Origin of the sequence: Nonomuraea sp. 10N515B (assembly GCF_052245915.1) — a bacterium.
Classification (GTDB): Bacteria; Actinomycetota; Actinomycetes; order Streptosporangiales; family Streptosporangiaceae; genus Nonomuraea.
Map to the genome: position 1 here is coordinate 1 of NZ_JBQQBQ010000085.1, position 17,779 is coordinate 17,779.

At 67.7% G+C, this 17,779-nt stretch carries 14 protein-coding genes; 5 read left to right on the forward strand and 9 right to left on the reverse strand.

What is annotated here, in order from left to right; translation table 11 throughout:
• Nucleotides 1-168: 168 nt before the first annotated feature.
• The 6 genes from ACTWQA_RS52990 to ACTWQA_RS53015 form a co-directional block, all read right to left on the reverse strand.
• A complete protein-coding gene (locus ACTWQA_RS52990) occupies nucleotides 169-1,671 on the reverse strand; it encodes a glycosyl hydrolase 53 family protein (protein WP_443166424.1) in 1,503 nt (500 codons plus the stop codon).
• A 27-nt stretch (nucleotides 1,672-1,698) separates the two neighbouring features.
• Complete coding sequence (locus ACTWQA_RS52995) at nucleotides 1,699-2,895, reverse strand: SGNH/GDSL hydrolase family protein (protein WP_443166425.1); 1,197 nt, start codon at nucleotides 2,893-2,895, stop codon at nucleotides 1,699-1,701.
• 62 nt (nucleotides 2,896-2,957) lie between these two features.
• Nucleotides 2,958-4,736, reverse strand: coding sequence for a cellulose binding domain-containing protein (locus tag ACTWQA_RS53000; RefSeq protein WP_443166426.1), 1,779 nt, complete (start codon nucleotides 4,734-4,736; stop codon nucleotides 2,958-2,960).
• Nucleotides 4,737-4,837: 101 nt separating this feature from the next.
• Complete coding sequence (locus ACTWQA_RS53005) at nucleotides 4,838-7,075, reverse strand: rhamnogalacturonan lyase family protein (RefSeq protein ID WP_443166427.1); 2,238 nt, start codon at nucleotides 7,073-7,075, stop codon at nucleotides 4,838-4,840.
• Nucleotides 7,076-7,105: 30 nt separating this feature from the next.
• Nucleotides 7,106-8,581: a galactose-binding domain-containing protein gene (locus ACTWQA_RS53010; protein ID WP_443166428.1), complete on the reverse strand. Its 1,476-nt coding sequence runs from the start codon at nucleotides 8,579-8,581 to the stop codon at nucleotides 7,106-7,108.
• A gap of 174 nt (nucleotides 8,582-8,755) precedes the next feature.
• Nucleotides 8,756-9,760, reverse strand: a complete 1,005-nt coding sequence (locus ACTWQA_RS53015) for a glycoside hydrolase family 53 protein (protein ID WP_443166429.1) — start codon at nucleotides 9,758-9,760, stop codon at nucleotides 8,756-8,758.
• 873 nt (nucleotides 9,761-10,633) lie between these two features.
• On the opposite strand from ACTWQA_RS53015, the gene ACTWQA_RS53020 reads away from it, so the two are divergent.
• The gene (locus ACTWQA_RS53020) at nucleotides 10,634-11,011 is read left to right on the forward strand and encodes a rhamnogalacturonan endolyase family protein (protein ID WP_443166430.1); all 378 of its coding nucleotides are present in this window, start codon (nucleotides 10,634-10,636) and stop codon (nucleotides 11,009-11,011) included.
• Between the two features lie 63 nt (nucleotides 11,012-11,074).
• The gene (locus ACTWQA_RS53025; RefSeq protein ID WP_443166431.1) at nucleotides 11,075-13,438 is read left to right on the forward strand and encodes a glycosyl hydrolase 53 family protein; all 2,364 of its coding nucleotides are present in this window, start codon (nucleotides 11,075-11,077) and stop codon (nucleotides 13,436-13,438) included.
• 303 nt (nucleotides 13,439-13,741) lie between these two features.
• Here ACTWQA_RS53025 and ACTWQA_RS53030 read toward each other — a convergent pair whose 3' ends face one another.
• Complete coding sequence (locus ACTWQA_RS53030; protein ID WP_443166432.1) at nucleotides 13,742-14,185, reverse strand: hypothetical protein; 444 nt, start codon at nucleotides 14,183-14,185, stop codon at nucleotides 13,742-13,744.
• A gap of 31 nt (nucleotides 14,186-14,216) precedes the next feature.
• Here ACTWQA_RS53030 and ACTWQA_RS53035 point away from each other — a divergent pair, with 31 nt between their 5' ends.
• A complete protein-coding gene (locus tag ACTWQA_RS53035; protein WP_443166433.1) occupies nucleotides 14,217-14,408 on the forward strand; it encodes a hypothetical protein in 192 nt (63 codons plus the stop codon).
• Nucleotides 14,409-14,439: 31 nt separating this feature from the next.
• Entirely contained in the window at nucleotides 14,440-14,778 is a 339-nt protein-coding gene (locus tag ACTWQA_RS53040) for a Tn3 family transposase (protein ID WP_443166446.1), read from the forward strand.
• A gap of 538 nt (nucleotides 14,779-15,316) precedes the next feature.
• Here the strand turns inward: ACTWQA_RS53040 and ACTWQA_RS53045 are convergent.
• Both ACTWQA_RS53045 and ACTWQA_RS53050 read right to left on the reverse strand, forming a co-directional pair.
• Nucleotides 15,317-15,580 (reverse strand): hypothetical protein, encoded by a 264-nt coding sequence (locus ACTWQA_RS53045; RefSeq protein WP_443166434.1) that lies wholly within the window; start codon nucleotides 15,578-15,580, stop codon nucleotides 15,317-15,319.
• The gene (locus ACTWQA_RS53050) at nucleotides 15,573-16,532 is read right to left on the reverse strand and encodes a LysR family transcriptional regulator (protein WP_183642696.1); all 960 of its coding nucleotides are present in this window, start codon (nucleotides 16,530-16,532) and stop codon (nucleotides 15,573-15,575) included. The genes ACTWQA_RS53045 and ACTWQA_RS53050 overlap by 8 nt, the downstream gene beginning before the upstream one ends.
• A gap of 129 nt (nucleotides 16,533-16,661) precedes the next feature.
• Between ACTWQA_RS53050 and ACTWQA_RS53055 the strand changes: the two genes are divergently transcribed.
• A complete protein-coding gene (locus ACTWQA_RS53055; RefSeq protein WP_312895320.1) occupies nucleotides 16,662-17,693 on the forward strand; it encodes a fumarylacetoacetate hydrolase family protein in 1,032 nt (343 codons plus the stop codon).
• Nucleotides 17,694-17,779 lie beyond the last annotated feature (86 nt).

Below are 17,779 nucleotides of genomic sequence, written 5' to 3' on the forward strand. Positions count from 1 at the left end.
CGTGTCCAGCGGCCCGACGCCGGCGAGCGCCTGCCCCGCGCCGAGCAGGGACAGGCCGAGGCCCGCCGCTCCGGCCGCGCTCACGCTGAGGAATGTCCGCCGTTGCATGGACATGGATGACTCCTTGGGTGCAGGGATGGCTGTAGCGATGGGAGGTTGTGCGCGTTGTCAGGGGAGCCAGCGGATGTTGGGGTTGATGCGGCCGTTCTGGTCGAAGATGGCCTGGTTCTCCCAGGCGTTGCCGGAGTTGTTGATGTCGGCCGGGTTCCAGCCGTTGCCGGGCACGGCGTACCAAGTGGGCTCCCAGTAGAAGATCCCGCTCGCGCCGGCGTTGCGGGCGGTGTTCTGCACGGCGGCGAAATTGGCCTGCTGTCCGGCGGGCGTCGCCGGGTAGCCGGAGCATGGCTGGGAGGAGGTGATGATGTTCCCGCTGTGGTCGAAGTTGGCCGTGGTGAACGGGTAGGCGGTCTCGGCGAGGATGACCGGCTTGCCGTACCGTGACCGCATGTCGGAGACCACAGCGGCCATGCTCGACAGGCTGCCGTGCCAGTAACAGTAGTAGGACAGCGCGGTGATGTCCCACTGCACGCCCTGGGCCCGGATGCCGTCGTAGAACCAGCGGGCGCCGCTCTCCACGCGCGCCGTGTGGATGATCACCTGCGTGCTGCTGTTGCAGGCCTTGGTCGCGTTGTATCCGGCCTTGAGTAACAGACCCAGGTTGGTGAAGTCGTTGTTGGCCACCTGGCCGTCGGGCCACAGCATGCCGGTGTTGATCTCGTTGCCGATCTGCACGCTGTCCGGCGTGGTGCCCTGAGCCTTGAGGCTGGTGCACACCTCGTAGGTGTAGTTGTAGACGTCCGTCTGCAGCTGGCTGATCCCGTGGCCTGCCCACGCCGCCGGTTTGGTCTGGACGCCGGGGTCGGCCCAGGTGTCGGAGTAATGGAAGTCGACCATCAGCTTCAGGCCCTTGGCCTTCACCGTGCGCGCGTACTGCAGGACCTTGTCCTTGTTGTTGTAGCCGCTGCGCGGGTTGTTCCAGATCCGCAGCCGGACGTAGTTGACGCCGGCACTCTTGAGGATGTCCAGCGGGTCACCCGGGGTGCCGTTGGCGTAGTAGTACCTGGCGCCCAGGTCAACGGCCCGCTGCAGCGTCGACACGTCAGCGCCCTGCATGATCGTGCTGTTCCCGTCGTCCGTCGTGACGTCGAGGTAATCGATGTTCGCGAGCCCGCCGGCGGTGGTCGCGGCGAGCCGCACGGTGTTGGTCCCCGCGTTCAGATGCACCGGCAGGCTCTTGGTCGCCCAGGCGTTCCACGCGCCGGTGCCCTCGAAACCGAACCCGGGCTGCACCACCGACCCGTTGACGCTGACGTCCGCAGGCCGGTTCGCGGTGGTGCCGTTGGCGTACCGGATGCCCAAGGTGGCGGTGCCGGCGACCGGCATGTTCACCGTGAACTGGACAGCGCTGCCGACGGCGTTGGGCGTGTCGCAGAAACCGCTACCGGAGTGGCCGGAGTGGTTCGAAGCGACGACGCCACTGCATACGGCGGGTGCGGACTCCACCTCGTACCGGGTCGTGGCGGCATGCGCGCCGGTCGCGAACGCGACGGGCGCGCTGGACAGGGCCGTCGCCATCGCCGTGACAACTGAGATCTTCGACAACCATTTCATCGAGACTCCTGGGGGGTGAGTCGAGTGTTACCTCAGGTACGCGGAGAGGGCGAGTTGCTGGTCGCGTACCGCCTTGGTGACCAGGCCCGCGATCTGGCGTGCACCCGCCGCCTCGAAGTGGGTGTGGTCGTTGGCGAAGAACGCGCCGACAGGGCCGGAGGAGTAGTCGCCGTTGAACGGACAGAAGCGCAGGCCGTTGTAGAGGGTGTAGCTCAGTTTGTGGAGGTCGATGACCGGGGCGCCGGTGGCCCTGCCGACGTCCAAGGTCTCGGTCAGGAATCCGCGGTTGGGCGTCGCCGTACTTCCGCTGCACGTCAGCGCGGCCACCGGGGTCACCAGCACGGGGTGCGCGCCGCGCTGCTGGGCGGCGCGGACCATGGTGGTGAGCAGTTCGCGGTACCGGGCGGAGCCGACGTGGCGGGGACAGGTGGACGAGCCGTCGTTGATGCCGAACTGGATGAACAGGTGGTCGCCGGCCTTCATCCCGGTGGAGGCGTTGAGCATCGCCTGCCAGCGGGCGGCGTAGGCGGTGGAGCTGAGCACGCATTCCCCGGCGGAGTTCTTGGTGCTGGTGACGGCGGACTCGTACAGCCAGGTCTGGACGCTGCGGCCGCCTATGGCGCTGTTGACCACGGTGGCGTCGGTGGTGAGGTAGTTGCTGAGCTCCCTGCCCCAGCCGACGACGTTGCTGCCGGAGCTGCTGGCGACGGTGGAGTCTCCGGCCAGCCAGACCGTGGTCTTGCCGGAGGTGGGCGCGTCGACCTCCAGGTAGTCGAGGTTGGGCAGACCGCCGGCGGTGGTCGGGTTCAGCCGGATGATGTTGTCGCCGGCGTTCAGGGATACGGTCAGCCTCTTGGTGACCCAGGTCGTCCAGGCCCCGGTGGGGTCGAACGCGCTGCCCGCATGTGCGACCGCGCCGTTGACCAGCACGTCAGCGGGACGGCTTGAGGTCCCGCCGTTGGCGTACCGGATGTTGACGGTGGCCGCGCCGGCGGCGGGCGCGCTCACGGTGAACTGCGCCGCCGCGCCTGCCGCGTTGTTGGCGTTGCAGAATCCGCTGCCGGAGAAGCCGGCGTGGTTGGACTCGATGAGACCGTCGCACGTGGCCGGCGCGCTTTCCGCCTCATGGCGGGTCGCCGCCGCGGCGGTTCCCGCGGCCATGACGACACCCGCGGCGGCCACCGTCAGCGCGACAGCGGCGGACAGCCTTCTCCGTAAGGACATGGGGAACTCCAAAAGGTGAGCCGGGTCTGGTCATCGCAGGTACGGCACCGGCGACAGGCGGGTCAGCTGAGTGCGCATCCGGCGTCGTTGAGGGCGAAGAATGCCGGGGCGGTGTTGACGTCCTTCCAGACGCTGGTGAAGCCCACAGTCGCGGAGGCACCCGGGGCAAGAGCCGGATTCCCCGAGGGATTGGTGACAGTGACAGTGGCGCCGGTCTGGGTGTACGTGCCGTTCCATCCCTGGTCGATCCGCTGGCCGTCGGCGAAGGTCCAGCGCAAAGCCCACCCGTTGAGTGTGCCGGTACCGGTGTTGGTGACATGCACCTCACCCTGGAAGCCGCCGCTCCACTGGTTGGTGATCTTGTACTGTACGGCGCATGCGTCGGACGTGCCGCTCGACGTGGACGTGGGCGTTGACGTGGGGCTCGGCGCGAGGTGGGCGGCCACGATTGGCGCCAGCTTCGCCGCGATCGCACGGTGCCCGATGTCGTTGGGGTGGACGGCGTCGGACAAGCCGTCCGGAGGCACCCAACCGTCGGTGTTGACGAAGAAGACGTTGTGATCCCCGGCATTGTTGACGGTCTGCACCGCGGCCTGGGTCTGCGGCACATACCGCCCGCGGAAGGTCTTCAAGGCCAGGATCGCGGCCCTCGGGTACTTGCTGCGGATAGTGCGCAGCAGCCCGATGTAGGAGCTCTGGAACTGGGTCGTGGACACCCCGTGACCGACGTCGTTGGTGCCCAGGTTGATCACGGCCACATCCGCCTGGTACCGCGTGAAGTCATGGTCGACCGCCCCGTCGGCAGCGCTCACCTTCACGAACCGCCGGTCCAGGCCGACACAGCCGTCGGCGGTGCTCACCAGACAGGCGCCACCCTGAGCGACTTGCATGTGATCCAGGCCGAGTTGCTCGCCGACCAGCCATCCGTACGCCGTGAGCGCGTTCTTCGAGCTGGTGGTGCCGACAGTGATGGAGTCCCCGACGAACTCCACCATGCCGCGGGACGGCTCGGCGGGCAGGGTGCGCGCGCCCGGGTCGAGCACCAGCCCCTGGAACACCGCATCGCCACGGTAGGAGCCGGCCACCACCCGGTAGGACACGCGCAGGCTGTGGGTGCCCGCCGCCAGCGGTGTCGGGGTGAGGTTGACGGTGCCTCGCACGCTTTGCAGGTAGACGTCGGGGCCGCCGTCGATGCTGTAGTAGAGGTCGATGGTGTTGCGCTGCTTCAGCTTGACGGTGGTGCCGGTGAACCCCGCCTTGAGATAGGCGCCGGCCCAGCCGGGGACGTAGGCGCTGCTGTTGCGGGTGTCCCAGCGGCCGACAAAACGGATGTTCGGATCAGTGGGCGAGCCGTCCCCGGCGCCCGTCGTGACCTCGACATAATCGATGTTCCCGAGCCCGCCGGCGGTGGTCGCGGCGAGCCGTACGGTGGTGGTTCCCGCATTCAGCTGCACGGGCAGGCTCTGGGTCGCCCAGGCGGTCCACGCGCCGGTGCCCTCGAAGCCGAGCCCGGACTGCACCGTCGTTCCGTTGACGCTGATGTCCGCCGGCCGGTCGGTCGTGGTGCCGTTGGCGTAGCGGATGGCCAGGGTGGCGGTGCCCGCAGTCGGTGTGCTGACGGTGAACTGCGCAGCGCTGCCGACGGCGTTGGCGGTATCGCAGAAACCGCTACCGGAGTAGCCGGAGTGGTTGGAGGCTATGGCGCCGCTGCATACGGCGGGTGCGGACTCCACCTCGTACCGGGTCGTCGCGGCGTGCGCGCCGGTCGCGAACGCGATGGGAGCGCCGGCCAGTGCCGTCGTCATCGCCGTGAGTAAGGAGATCTTCGGCAGCCATTTCATCGAGGCTCCTGGGGGGTGAGGGCCGGCTGAGAACAACTCGCCATCGGCGCAGGTCACGGTCTGGCGGCCCGGTGGTGCGGGGCCGCCAGACCGCTGGATGTTCAGCGGACGTAGATGTCGGGCTGCGGCGGGGTGCTCATGCCGTTGCCGAGGAAGAAGCTCGGGTGGGGCGGCTGGTTGTAGGCGGTGTTCTGCCAGGCGATGGCGACGCGGTACTGGGCGTCGTGCATCAGCGTGTAGATGCGCCGGTCGGTCTGGCTTGTGGTGGCGTAGATGCGCAGCGCGGCGTTGTCGTCCCGGGGCAGGATGATCTCCTCGCGCCAGTCGCCGAACAGGTCGCCGGACAGTGACGGGGTGGACTTGGTGCCGTTGATCGAGTGCGCTCCGGAGGCGGTGAGCAGGCGGGTGTCGCCGCCGGTGCCGTACTTGTCGACGTGGTTGCCGTCCAGCAGCTCGCGCACCGGGTCGCCGTCCCACCAGGCGAGGAAGTTGTAGCTGCTGGGGTTGCGCCCGACGCTGCCGCCGGAGGCGTTGAAGAGGCTGCCCAGGCCGGTGCCGGTCCCCCAGAACTCGCCACCGGCGTTACCGGCGTGGATGTCGGCGGCCACGCCGCGGGCCGGGCCCTCGCAGTTGCAGGTGTTGTTCTTCTGCATGATGATCGAGCCGTTGTTGGCATCGCGCAGCGTGGCGGAGGCGCCGGAGCTCTGCTCGTGGATCATCCAGATCTCCTTGCCGGCACGGCCGGGCACGAAGTCTCCGACGTGCAGGGCGTCGCCATGGGCGTAGAAGCTGGTGGTGTAGCGGCCGGTGCCGTTGGCGTTGATGGTCATGCCGCCGTAGATGATCTCGTCGGTGCCGTTGCCGTCGACGTCGGCGATGGACAGTGAGTGCGCGCCGCGGCCGGTCCACTGGCTGCCAGCGTTGCTGGAGTCGAACTTCCAGCGCCGGGTGAGCTGGCCGTCGCGGAAGTCCCAGGCGGCGATCGCACTCTTGGCGTAGTAGCCACGGCCCATGATGAGGCTGGGCCGCTGGCCGTCCAGGTAGGCGGTGCCGGCCAGGAACCGGTCGCCGCGGTTGCCGTAGTTGTCGCCCCAGTCGTTGATGTTGCCGCGAGCCGGATCGAAGTTCACCGTGGACATGGCGGCGCCGGTGAGCCCGTTGAACATGGTCAGGTATTCGGGACCGGTGATGATGTAGCCGTTGGAGTTGCGGTGCAGGGCGCTGCCGTTGCCGATCACCTGTCCGGTGCCGGAGACAGTGCCGTCGCCGGTCTTGACCGCCAGCTCGGCCCGGCCGTCGCCGTCGTAGTCGTACACCTGGAACTGCGTGTAGTGCGCGCCGGCCCGGATGTTGCGGCCCAGGTCGATGCGCCACAGGCGCTGGCCGTTGAGCCGGTAGGCGTCGATGTAGACGTTGCTGGTGACCCCGGACTGGGAGTTGTCCTTCTGGTCGTTCGGGTCCCACTTGAGGAAGATCTCGTACTGCCCGTCGCCGTCCGCGTCGCCGACGCTGGCGTCTCCGGCGGTGTAGTTGCTTCCCGGTCGGGAGATCGGCACGTCCAGGTAGTTGCCGCCGGTGAAGCGCAGGGACGGCTCGGACGCGGCCTGTTCGGCCCCGTTCACGACCGCTCGGACGGTATAGGAGGCGTCCCCGGGTGCGCCGTTGTCCAGGTAGTTGGTCGCGCCGGTGAGAGGCGAGGAGTTCAGCTTGGTCGAGCCCCGGTAGAGGTTGAACCCGGTGCTCGCGCTCTCGGTGCCCAGCAGCCGCCAGGACACCAGGTTGCCGCTGCCCGAGCGCACGCTGACCAGGCCGCGGTTGAGATCCTCCATCTGCCGGCCGGTCGGGGTTGGGCCGCCGCCCTGCTCCGTCTCCAGGTAGTCGATGTTGGCCAGGCCGTCGGCGGCGGTCGGGCTCAACCGGATGATGTTGTCGCCCGCGTTCAGCGACACGGTCAGCGTCTTGGTCACCCACGTCGTCCAGGCGCCGGTGGGGTCGAACGCGCTGGCGGCATGTGCGACCGCGCCGTTGACCAGCACGTCCGCGGGACGGCCCGCGGTCCCGCCGTTGGCGTACCGGATCGCGATGGTGGCATCGCCGGCCGCGGCCGCGGTCACGGTGAACTGTGCCGCCGCGCCGGCCACGTTGTTGCCGTTGCAGAATCCGCTGCCGGAGAAGCCGGCGTGGTTGGACTCGATGAGTCCGTCGCACGTGGCCGGTGCGCTTTCCGCCTCGTAGCGGGTCGCCGCGGAGGCTTCCGCGGCCATGACGAGGCCTGCGGCGGCCATCGTCAACGCGACGCCGGCGGACAGCAGCGCGGTGCGTGGTCTACGTAAGGACATGAGGGAACTCCAAGAGGTAGGTCGGGGTGGTTATCGCAGGTACAGCACCGGCGACAGGTTCAGCTCGCGCATGCGCTGCAGGACGAGCTTGGCCATTTCGTTAGCGCCGTGCGCGGAGAAGTGCGTGTTGTCGTTCAGCTCGGTCAGGTAGAGCGCGGCCGAGGCGTTCGGGCCGAGCCCCTCCACCAGCGCCTCGCTCGCAGCGGTCAGGTCGATGAGCGACGTGTTCTGCGTGGCCGCCACCTGCCGCATCGTCGCCGGGAGATTGGCGCCCACGCCGTTGACGTGCAGCGCCGTCGAAGTCAGCGTGCCGTCGGCGGCGAACAGCCGACGCACCGGAGGCGTGACCAGCACCGGCTTCCCGCCCTGCGACCGCACCTGGGTCACCAGGCTGGTCAGGTTCGAGGCGAACGCCGAGGCCGTCGTCGACTTGTCGTTGTGCCCGAACTGGATCAGCACCATGTCGCCGCTCCGGATCAGCTGCTTCATCGCGGGGAACAGCGCCGCGTTGGACAGGAAGCTGCCCGAGCTCTCGCCCGAGTCGCCGTAGTTGGCCACCGATAGGCCCAGCTTGAAGTACTGCGGGAGCTGCTGCCCCCACCCGGTGTACGGCGCGACAGGCTGGTCGCAGACGGTCGAGTCACCCGCGAGATACAGGACCGGCCCGCTCGCCGGGGCCAGCCCGATCCCGTTCAGCTTCGGCGCCTGCCCGGAAAAGACCAGGTCAAGCCCGGGCCGCCCGGTGCCGCCCTGCCCGGTCGGCTGCCCTTCCGGCTGGCGCACGTTCAGCGTGAACGAAGACCGCGCATACGAGCCCGCCGCCGTCGATACGGCAGGCAACACCGTACGGCGGGCCTCCGCCTGCACGCTGGTCACCCCCGGGCTGGCCGGGTCGCCCAGGACCACGGTCACGTCGTAGTTACCCGGCTGGACGTCGAAGTGGCAGGTGATCGGCGAGGTGCCGGTGCACCTGGACCGCAGTGCCGGATCCGGCTCCGGCCCCGGCGAGGTACCGGTGTCGGCGCCGAAGACCTTGAAGTCGGTGATACTCGCCCACGTCGACGCGGCGAGCCCGGTCACCGTGATCCGCACGTACCGCGCGGTCGCGGTGAAGGCGTCGCTCTGCACCTGGGCGGCGGCCGTGCCGGCCGTCCGGTCGGCCACCCGCGTCCAGGCCATGCCGTCGGTGGAGACCGAGACGTGGTACCTGTAGGCGCGGGCGAACTCCCAGCGGACCTCGGTGCCATTCAGCGTCGCCGCGCTTCCGAGGTCGACCTGCCACCAGTGGCCGGTCCCGCCGTCGGCGGCGCACCAGCGGGTGGCGGTGTCGCCGTCGTTGGCCAGGGACGGGCCGCGACCGGACTGGCTGGAGTCGGCACTCGCGGCCTTGCCCAGCGCCAGATCCGTCACCGCTCCGGCCGGAGTCGCGAGTGGTACGGACAGCAGGGCCGCCAGGAAGGCGAGGAGGGTGAGAACGAGCCTCGAAGAGGCCGCCGGGCCGAGCACGCGGCCATTTGACCGAGGGGAACTCATAGTGATTCCGCGCTTTCTCATGAGGTCTGCAGTAGTACGGCGCCGCCTGCACGACGGACCATCGGCTTCTTACGGGCTGGTGCCTCAGGTGCCACGGGCCAGGCCTGCCGGGAGCGGGGTGCTCGGCAGGCACGGTTGCCCTCGGGCTCACGGTGTCCACCGGACATGAGGGTTGATGTGGCCGGTCCAGTTGAAGACGGCCATGTTGTCCCACTCGTTACCGCTGCTCGCGATGTTCGCCGGATCCCAGCCGTTGCCGGGCACCGCGTACCAGGTCGGCTCCCAGGAGAAGACCCCGATCGCACCCGCGTTACGAGCTGTGCTCTGCACCGCCGCGAACTGCGCGCCCTGCCCCTGCCAAGTCATCCGGTACCCCGAGCAGCCCGAGGTCACCACGTTGCGCGTGGAGTCTGCGTTGTCGGCGGTGAAGGGGTAGGCGGTCTCGGCGATCACCACGTCCTTGCCGTACCTGGCGCGCATGTCGGCGATGACCGTGGACAGGTTGGATGTCGTGCCGTGCCACATGCAGTAGTACGACAGGGCGGTGATGTCCCAGGACACGCCCTTGGCCCGGATCCCGTCATAGAACCGGCGAGCGGAGGACAGGCTCTCCGCCAATGCCGTGTGGATGATCACCTGCGTATCGGGATTGCACGCCTTTGTCGCGTTGTATCCGGCCTTGAGCAGGAGGCTCAGGTTCGTGAAGTCGTTGTTGGTCACCCTGCCGTCGTTCCACAGCATGCCGGTGTTGATCTCGTTGCCGATCTGCACGCTGTCCGGGACGGTGCCCTGAGCCTTGAGACTGGTGCACACGTCGTAGGTGTAGTTGTAGACGTCGGTCTGCAGCTGGCTGATGCCATGGCTGGACCAGGCGGCCGGCTTGTACTGCTTACCGGGGTCGGCCCAGGTGTCGGAGTAGTGGAAGTCCACCATCAGCTTCAGCCCTTTGGCCTTGACCGCCCTGGCCTGCAGCAGCACCTTGTCCTTGTTGTTGTAGCCACTGATCGGGTTGTTCCAGATCCGCAGGCGTGCGTAGTTGACGCCGACGCCCTTGAGGATGTCCAGCGGATCTCGGTGCACGCCACCGGCGTCGTAGTACTTCGCGCCCAGATCCAGCGCTCGTTGCAAGGAGGAGACATCAGCGCCAAGCATGCTGAGCGATGCGGCGGCAGCGTGGGCCGGTTGCCCGACGGGGACAGTCGCGGCGGCGCATAACGCCAACGCCACCAAGATCCTTTTCATGGGATCCTCCGATGGTCAGGACAGAGATCAGAAAACAGGGGTCAAAGCAGCTGGCGAGGCGGGCGGCGCGGCTGATCAAGCACAGGGTTCGGCGCCGTCGGCCGGCCATTGGTTGACGGGCATGACGGACAGACCGGCTGGCGCCCGGGCCCGGGGCACGAGTGGGTGGTCAGTCCGCTTGCGCCGTCCTGATGTCGCTGCGCCGGGAGCCGGCGTCGGCAGTCGCAGTCAGGCGGATGTCGTGTCGCCGCATGTTCTGCGACGACGGGGGGTGACGGGGATCGGGTGCGAAGCCGTAGGCAGGGTGGGGGGTGAGGCCACGCGTCCTCCTCACAGGCTCGATGATGCTCTGTGAACGTGCACAGTAACGCACAACATGCCTTGCTTAAAGAGCCCGTTCGAAATCCGAGGTACTTGCGCCGTTAGCAAACACACCATCTCGATCGACGGTGAAAACGTCTTCATCTGCGCTGTGAACGCTCCCAGAGTATTCCCGGCACACCCCGGAGCGGTCTGAAAGTTTCACGCGCCGGGACCGACGTCGCGGCAATGACGGCGAGTGTTGCAAGCGCATCAGCGGCGGACGCCGTACCCGCGAACGCCACCCGAAGTCTTGACGCACCGATGTTAACGCTTCTACGCTCGCGGTCGTTATATCGATTCAATTGCTCCGACACCCCCAGGAGCTTCCAGTGCAGCCCGCCCACTTAGCCCATACAGTCGCGGCCGCCCTCGTGTGCGCTCTACCGGCCCCCGCCCGCCTCCGCCGAACCCCGCATCAAGATGGAGCGCCTCGACCGTGGCCTTGTCGCCACGACGACACCGGGAGGCGTCTTCCCGAGCTGGCGTTTCCTCGGGGCCGAGGTGACGGGAGCAGGTCCGATCGGGATGTTCGGCGCCAACTTCCGCGTCTACCGCGACGGCCGCCCGATCGCCACGGTCACCGACAGCACGAACTACCTCGACCCCGCCGGCACGCCCACCTCCCAGCACAGCGTCACGCCGATCGGGGGCCATAGGAGCGCTCCCACGAGCGCTTTGCGTGAATCGTTTTACGACGTCCCTCTGCGCAAACCGGCCGACGGCGTCACCCCGGCGGCCGAGGCCTACCTGGCCTCCGACCTCGACTGGGCCAAGGTCCCGGTACCGAAGATCCGATGATCCGCCCAGGTCGCCGTGTTCGCCGGTCACAAGCCACTCGGGGACAGAAATGAGAAACAAGGAATGACGCATCCCACCCGCAGGATATTAGGCATCACCACCGCAATCTCTCTGGCTTGCGGCGCAGCAGTATTCGGGCCGGCCCTGCCGGCCTCCGCGCTCTACGGCGATGTGCAGATCAAGCCGATCGAGAGCAACATCAGTGCCAAATCATGGGCCAGCGTCAAGGTCACCAGCGGGGCATCCACCGCCGACCTGGCGATCGACCAGGACGACCAGACCGCGTGGATCGCCGAGGGCACGCCTTCGAGTCAATGGCTGACGCTTGATCTCGGCGGGGCCTACGACAACGTGAGGAAGGTCAGGGTCGTCTTCCCGGACCCGGGGGCGGTCTACCAGTACGTGATCGAGTCGTCAGCGAACGGCGCCGGCTGGCACGTCATCGCCGACCATTCGGCCAACCACCGGCCAGGCCGCGGCTCGGTCAACCTCTTCACCCAGCCGGGGACGAGGTACGTACGGGTGAGGATCACGGGAACGTCGCCCGGCGCGACTGTGGGAATCAGCGAACTCAGCGTTTACAACTACCTGCGCGAGGAGTTGGTGCTCGGCTCCGACGCCTCCTGGGTCGACAATGACGTCGCCGAAGGGCGCAACTACTGGGTGAACCCCTTGGAGGCGGATCGAGGTGCGGGGCCCCACCTGCTCGACGTGCTCAAGGATCGCGGCTTCGAATACACGCGGCTGCGCGTCTTCAACGAACCCCGCAGCGAGGGCACGGGCGATCTGCTGGCCACGCCGTACCAGGGCCCGGAGCGATCGGCGGAGGTGGCCAAGTGGGTCAAGGCGCGGAACATGGGCCTGGGCATCGACTTCCACTACGCCGACTCGTGGGCCGATCCGTCGAAGCAACCCAAGCCGCGGGGCTGGGCCCAGCTTGAGTTCGGTGATCTGACCAAAGCGGTGTACGACTACACCTACGCCTCAATCGAGCGGCTGATCGAGCAGGGCACGACCCCCGACAAGGTGGCCGTCGGCAACGAGATCGCGAACGGCTTCATGTTCGGCAGTGAGGCCGCGCTGGCCGGTGTGACCAACCCGGCGTACTTCCGGAATCAGCCAGAGATCTACCAGTCGCAACCCGGCGGCGGCCTGCTCTGGAACTACTGGCGCTCTACCGACCCGGACCAGCAGCGGCTGTACGACGAGGCGTGGGACCGCTTCACCACGCTCTCCGCAGCGGGTATCCGCGCGGTCCGGGATGTGTCGGCCGCCCACGGCAAGGACATCAAGGTCGAGACGCACATCGTCACCAGCGGCATCGAAGGCAAGACGCTCGAGTTCTGGAACCAGTACCTGACCCGGATCAAGGCCAAGGGCGCCGACACGGACGTCATCGCCCACTCGTACTACCCGCAATGGCACGGGTCGCCGGAGTACTACGAGTCCATCATCAACGCCGTGGCGGCAGCACACCCCAAGTACAAGATCGAGGTTGCCGAGACGTCGTACCCGGCCTCGGGTGGCGGAGGAACCCCGCTTCCCAACTCGCCGTATCCGCGAACCGTCCAGGGGCAGGCGGACGCCCTGCAGCGCGTCTTCCAGATCGCCAACGACATCCCGAACAACCAGGGACTGGGCGTGCTGGCGTGGGAGCCGGCGAGATGGGAATCCTTGTTCCGCGCTGTTCCCGGAATGACGCGCACGTATGAGCCGAACGCGTCGATCGATGTCTTCACCAAGAGTCACGCATCGCACGTGGTGGAGGACACCGTGTACTCGGCCGTACTGGTCGGCGACGAAATCGCTCTACCGGATTCGGTGCGGGTGCTGACCACGGCGGATGGTTCGACCAAGCCGGCCCCGGTGGCGTGGGATGCGGTACCGGACGGCGGAACCGGTACGGCCGGCCGGCTCACGATCCGCGGTTCCACTACGTTCGGATCGGTGACGGCGGTGGTCGACGTGGTCGATGCCTACGTCGGCCTTCGCTGCGACCGGACGATCACCGGCCAGTACTCCGGGCAGCTGAAGGTGACCGGCGGCGTGACGTGCCTGGACGGAGCGACGATGTCGGGCCCGGTGTCGGTGCAGGCCGGAGCCTCACTGCAGGTGAACGACGCGGTGATCAGTGGCCGGGTGAACGCGGAAGGCGCTGGTAGCGTCGTGGTCTGCGGCACCCAGATCTTCGGCCCGGTGAGCGTATCCGGGAGTTCGTCGGTGACGTTCGGCAACCCACGGCTGGGTTGTGCCCGGAACACGATCACAGGTCGGTTGGCGGTGACCGGGACGCAATGGTGGAACGTGATCGCCGGGAACGCGATCAACGGCCCGTTGTCGTGCAGCAACAACGTCGTACCGCCCGTGAACAACGGATTCACCAACGCCGTGACGGGCCCGAAGTCAGGACAATGCAGCACGCTGTAGCGATCAATGGCCACCGCGCCTTCATCGCCCGCCGCCGAGCATGCGCCCCAGCGACGAATACCGGGCACCGCCGACGAGGACTGGGAGGAGTTCCTCGGCCACGGCGAACGCCGCAAGGTCGCTCTCGGCGGCTGCGGCCGAGCCTGCGGACGCAGCTGCATCTACGAGCACAGCTGCTCAACCGAACTGATCTTGGAAGGTGTTCTCTGGTCGCCGAGGGTCAATCTGGTGACTTAACATGAGCGGATCGGTTGTGTTGATGGCTGATCTCGGCGTGTCGTAGTGCCTTTCTCTGGGGCCGATTCAAGCCGCACTGTGGGGCGATGATGTTCCGGGGACACTGTGCAACCACTTGCTGAGAGTCTCGTAGTCGGCGGTGGTGAGTCCGTGCATGGGGTCGACGCGGTGGAGCAGAACCTGCCCTTGATAGTGGGCGGATACCCAGGTTCGATCGGCCTTGGTGATCTCATCATCGACCCGGTCGTCTGGACCGCTGGGCGGACCGCCCGGTGGCAGCAAGCGGGAGAACGTCCGGCAGCGGCGGTCTGGACCGAACAACAGCTCGCGGCCTTCCTGGCCAACGTCGCGCAGGACCACCTGTACGCCGCCTGGTGGCTGGCCGCGCTGCGCGGCTTGCGCCGCGGTGAAATGGCAGGGCTGCGCTGGACGGACGTCGACCTGCACACCGCGGGGCTGACGGTGGCGGAGCAGCGGGTGCACGCCGACGGCCAGGTCATGGTCGGCCACAGGCCCGCCGAAGAGCGCCGCCAGCTGCCGGGTGGTCGCCCTGGACGCGGAGACCGTACGGGTGCTGATACGGCACCGCGAGCGGCAAGAGGAACTGAGCGCGACAGCGGGAACACGCTGGCAGGACTCGGGATACGTGTTCACCACCGCCGACGGCGAGCCTCTGCGGCTGGACTACCTCACCGGCCGGTTCCGCCGGCATCCGGACGATCTTCATCTGTGAGTATCTGGCGGATGAGGAACTCAGGAGGGAGATCAACGAGGGTCTGAATGTGGTGGAGAACTTCAATTCCGCCAGCAAGGACCTGTTCTACGGCAAGGCCGGCGACCTGGCAGGCGACGACCGCGAAAACGTTGAAGTCTCCGCGCTGGCGCTGCACCTCATCGCCGCGGCCATCACCTACCTCAACACCCACCTGATCCAGATCGTGCTGCGCGATCCGGCTTGGCGAAAACGGCTGAGCCCGGCCGACCGGCGCGGGCTGACCGCTCTGTTCTGGTCCCATCTGAATCTATATGGCCGCTTCGAGCTCGACATGAGTCGCCACCTTGAGCTGGACGGCGTCCCGCTCGGGCGGCCCAGCGCCCCGTGACACACGGGGTTGGGCCAGGGCTGGCGCCGCTCAACCCTGTCGGCCCCGCCGTCTACTGCCGGATCGGCAGGCCGGTGGCGGGGTCGAACGGCTCCCACCGTTGCACGACGGTCTGCCGCACCCCTGGTCGAGCTGGGCCGCTGCACGGTGTTGCCCCTCGTAGTAGCGCCATCCGGCGTTGGGTTCGGTGTTCATCGGCACGATGTGAGCCCAACACGACTCCGAACCCGAGACCCACCAGCAACCACAACCCCCGAAACAGGCCGTTGCCTCTCCACCAACTGAGCGGGCAGCGGCCTTGGAGCTCTCGAGGAACTCAATCCAAAGCATCAAGATCGCGAACCAGTAACCACGACAAATAGCGATCCCAAAATGACGACATCGAACGATCCAAGTCACATACCGGCACGGGCGGGAGTTCGCGCTGCGGTTCGGCGCGGACGCGGCTACAGCGGCGATCTGGCCCTTGATCGTCGATGGCATGACGAAACACCGTTGGCCTCGGTGACCGCGGTGCGCACGGTCGTGCCCATGTCGGTCAGGCGGCCCACCCCGGAACGTTCGTCAGTCGCGCACGAGCGGATGCGGACTGCCTGTCGTAGATGCCGGTCACATGCGCGTTGATCATGCTGACGTCCGCAGACGACTTGACCGTGATGCGCGAGTCGGCCCCGAAGCTGCCGTCTAGCACCAGTTTCGATGGCACACCATGGATGGCGGCCGAGGCGCGGGCCGTGCCGTCCTCGGCCTTGTCGGCCTCCGCTTGCACCCTCAGCAGCGCGACGCCTCCTGCCTCAACCACGTTTCACGACGCGCTCTCCAATCGGCGGGCTGGAGCTCGTGGGCCGATCGGCCTCGACGGCCTCGCCGACCCTGGCCGCCGTCTCACGCAGCCAGATGTGCGCCGCGTCGTGTGTGTGCGCCGGGTGCCACCACAGGGCTTCCTGGAGTGGCACGGCGTCGTAGGGCGGTTCCATGACGCGGACCGGGACGAGCCCGCCCAGCCGCTCGGCGAGACGTCCCTGGATGAGAGCCACCCGGCGGGTGCCTGCGACCAGCAGGGGCATCAACTGGAAGCTGTCCACGGAGATCTCCACGCGCGGCTCGATGCCGAGCAAGCCGATCTGGCGAGCGGCGGGCGCGTCGTAGGTGCGCTGGTACGTCACCCACGGTAGCCGGGCCAGGTCGTCGAGCGTGAGCTGCTCGCCGACCTCGGGGTTGTCGTCGGCGACGATGTAGACCCAGCTGTCCCGGTAGAGATCGACCGTGGGGAAGCCGCGAATGATGCCGTGTGGCATCAGCAGCCCGTCGACGGCACTCAGCAGCGCCGTGGTGTCCTCGATGGCTTCCGTCGGCGCCTGTTTGAACCGGAGCCGGATGCCTGGCGCCTCGGCATGGATGGTGCGGGCGAGTTCGGCGCCGAAGACGGCCACCGCGTAGTCGGAGGCGATCAGGGTGAACTCGTGTTCCTCGCGGGCGGGGTCGAAGTCGGCCTGGCTGGTGAAGACGCGCTCCAGCAGGTCGCAGGCGGTGGCGGTGCGGTCGAGGAGAGCCAGGCCGAGGGCGGTCAGTTCGTAGTGTCCGCCGGCCCGGGAGAGCAGGTCGTCGTTGAAATGGCTTCGCAGCCGGGCCAGGGCAGCGCTCGTGGCGGGCTGGCTGAGCCCGATGCGTCGCCCCGCCTTGGTGACGTTGCGCTCCTCCAGCAGGGCGCGCAGGGCTACGACGAGGTTGAGGTCCAGGCTTGCCAGATTCACGAAGCATCCCAGTGCGGAGTCGGAACGTACGAGTATTTGTGCGCTGGATTTAGTCTATCCAAGAAATCTATTTGCCAGATCACACCTTACGGGCCAGATTAGTGACATCTCAATCGGGAGGACATCTCCGTGACATCCACAGCCGCGTCAGTTCCCTTCTCCGGCCCGTTCGCCATCGGCACCCTTTCGGCTCCGGGCGGGGCCAGGTTCCCTGGCCTGGTGGCGCCGGACGGCCGAGTGCTCGACCTGTGCACGGCACTGGGCGAACCCACGCTGACCACGCTGGTGCTCTTGGAGCGCTGGGACGAGCAGCTGCCACTCCTGCGCACCCTCGTGGAGGACCCGGCGGGCGACTGGCAGCCGCTGGCGGACCTGGCGGTGCACGCGCCCCTCGAGCCCCGGCAAATCTTCCAGTCGGGCGCCAACTACCGGCAGCACGTGATCGACCTGGGGGTCGCGCACCGCGCCCCGGACGACCCGCGCACCGTCGAAGAGGCCCGCGCCGAGATCGCGGCGATCATGGACAAGCGAGCCGCCGAGGACCTCCCGTACGTCTTCATCGGCCTGCCGACCGCGATCAGCGGTCCCTACGACGACGTGGTGCTCCCCGCGTGGGCCGAGAAGCCCGACTGGGAGCTGGAACTGGCCGCGGTGATCTCCCGCCCCGCCTACCGGGTCACCGTGGAGCAAGCCCTGGACCACGTCGCGGGATACACCATCGCCAATGACCTCACCGACCGCGCGACCGTCTTCCGCCGGGACATGCCCCCCATCGGCACCGACTGGCTGCGCTGCAAGAACGCCCCCGGTTTCACTCCGCTGGGCCCCTGGATCGTCCCGGCAGGCTCCGTCGCCGACCCGTCCGATCTGCAGGTCACCCTCAAGCTCAACGGGAAGACCATGCAGGACGAGTCCACCAAGGACATGATCTTCGACGTGGCGCGGATCGTCTCGTACATCTCCCAGACCGCCCGGCTGCTCCCCGGCGACCTGGTTCTGACCGGCAGCCCGGCAGGGAACGGCATCCACTGGGGCCGACTGCTGCGCGACGGCGACGTGATGGACGGCTCGATCACCGGGCTCGGCGCCCAGCGCACCCGCTGTGTCGCGCAGGAAGCGGCAGCCGTCGGCGCGCCGGTCGACCCCATCGCCGTCAAGTAGCGCCCTGAAACGGCCGGGCGGCCCCGATAGCCGCGCCCCGGCCCCGCCCTTGCCGCCCACGCCGTGCGGCCCCTCACAGGAGACCC

Bases quoted from the DNA above. Each gene is read 5' to 3' on its own strand.
- ACTWQA_RS52990 (WP_443166424.1), bottom strand. From the start codon at position 1,671: ATGAAATGGTTGTCGAAGATCTCAGTTGTCACGGCGATGGCGACGGCC.
- ACTWQA_RS52995 (WP_443166425.1), bottom strand. From the start codon at position 2,895: ATGTCCTTACGGAGAAGGCTGTCCGCCGCTGTCGCGCTGACGGTGGCC.
- ACTWQA_RS53000 (WP_443166426.1), bottom strand. From the start codon at position 4,736: ATGAAATGGCTGCCGAAGATCTCCTTACTCACGGCGATGACGACGGCA.
- ACTWQA_RS53005 (WP_443166427.1), bottom strand. From the start codon at position 7,075: ATGTCCTTACGTAGACCACGCACCGCGCTGCTGTCCGCCGGCGTCGCG.
- ACTWQA_RS53015 (WP_443166429.1), bottom strand. From the start codon at position 9,760: ATGCTTGGCGCTGATGTCTCCTCCTTGCAACGAGCGCTGGATCTGGGC.
- ACTWQA_RS53020 (WP_443166430.1), top strand. From the start codon at position 10,634: ATGGAGCGCCTCGACCGTGGCCTTGTCGCCACGACGACACCGGGAGGC.
- ACTWQA_RS53025 (WP_443166431.1), top strand. From the start codon at position 11,075: ATGACGCATCCCACCCGCAGGATATTAGGCATCACCACCGCAATCTCT.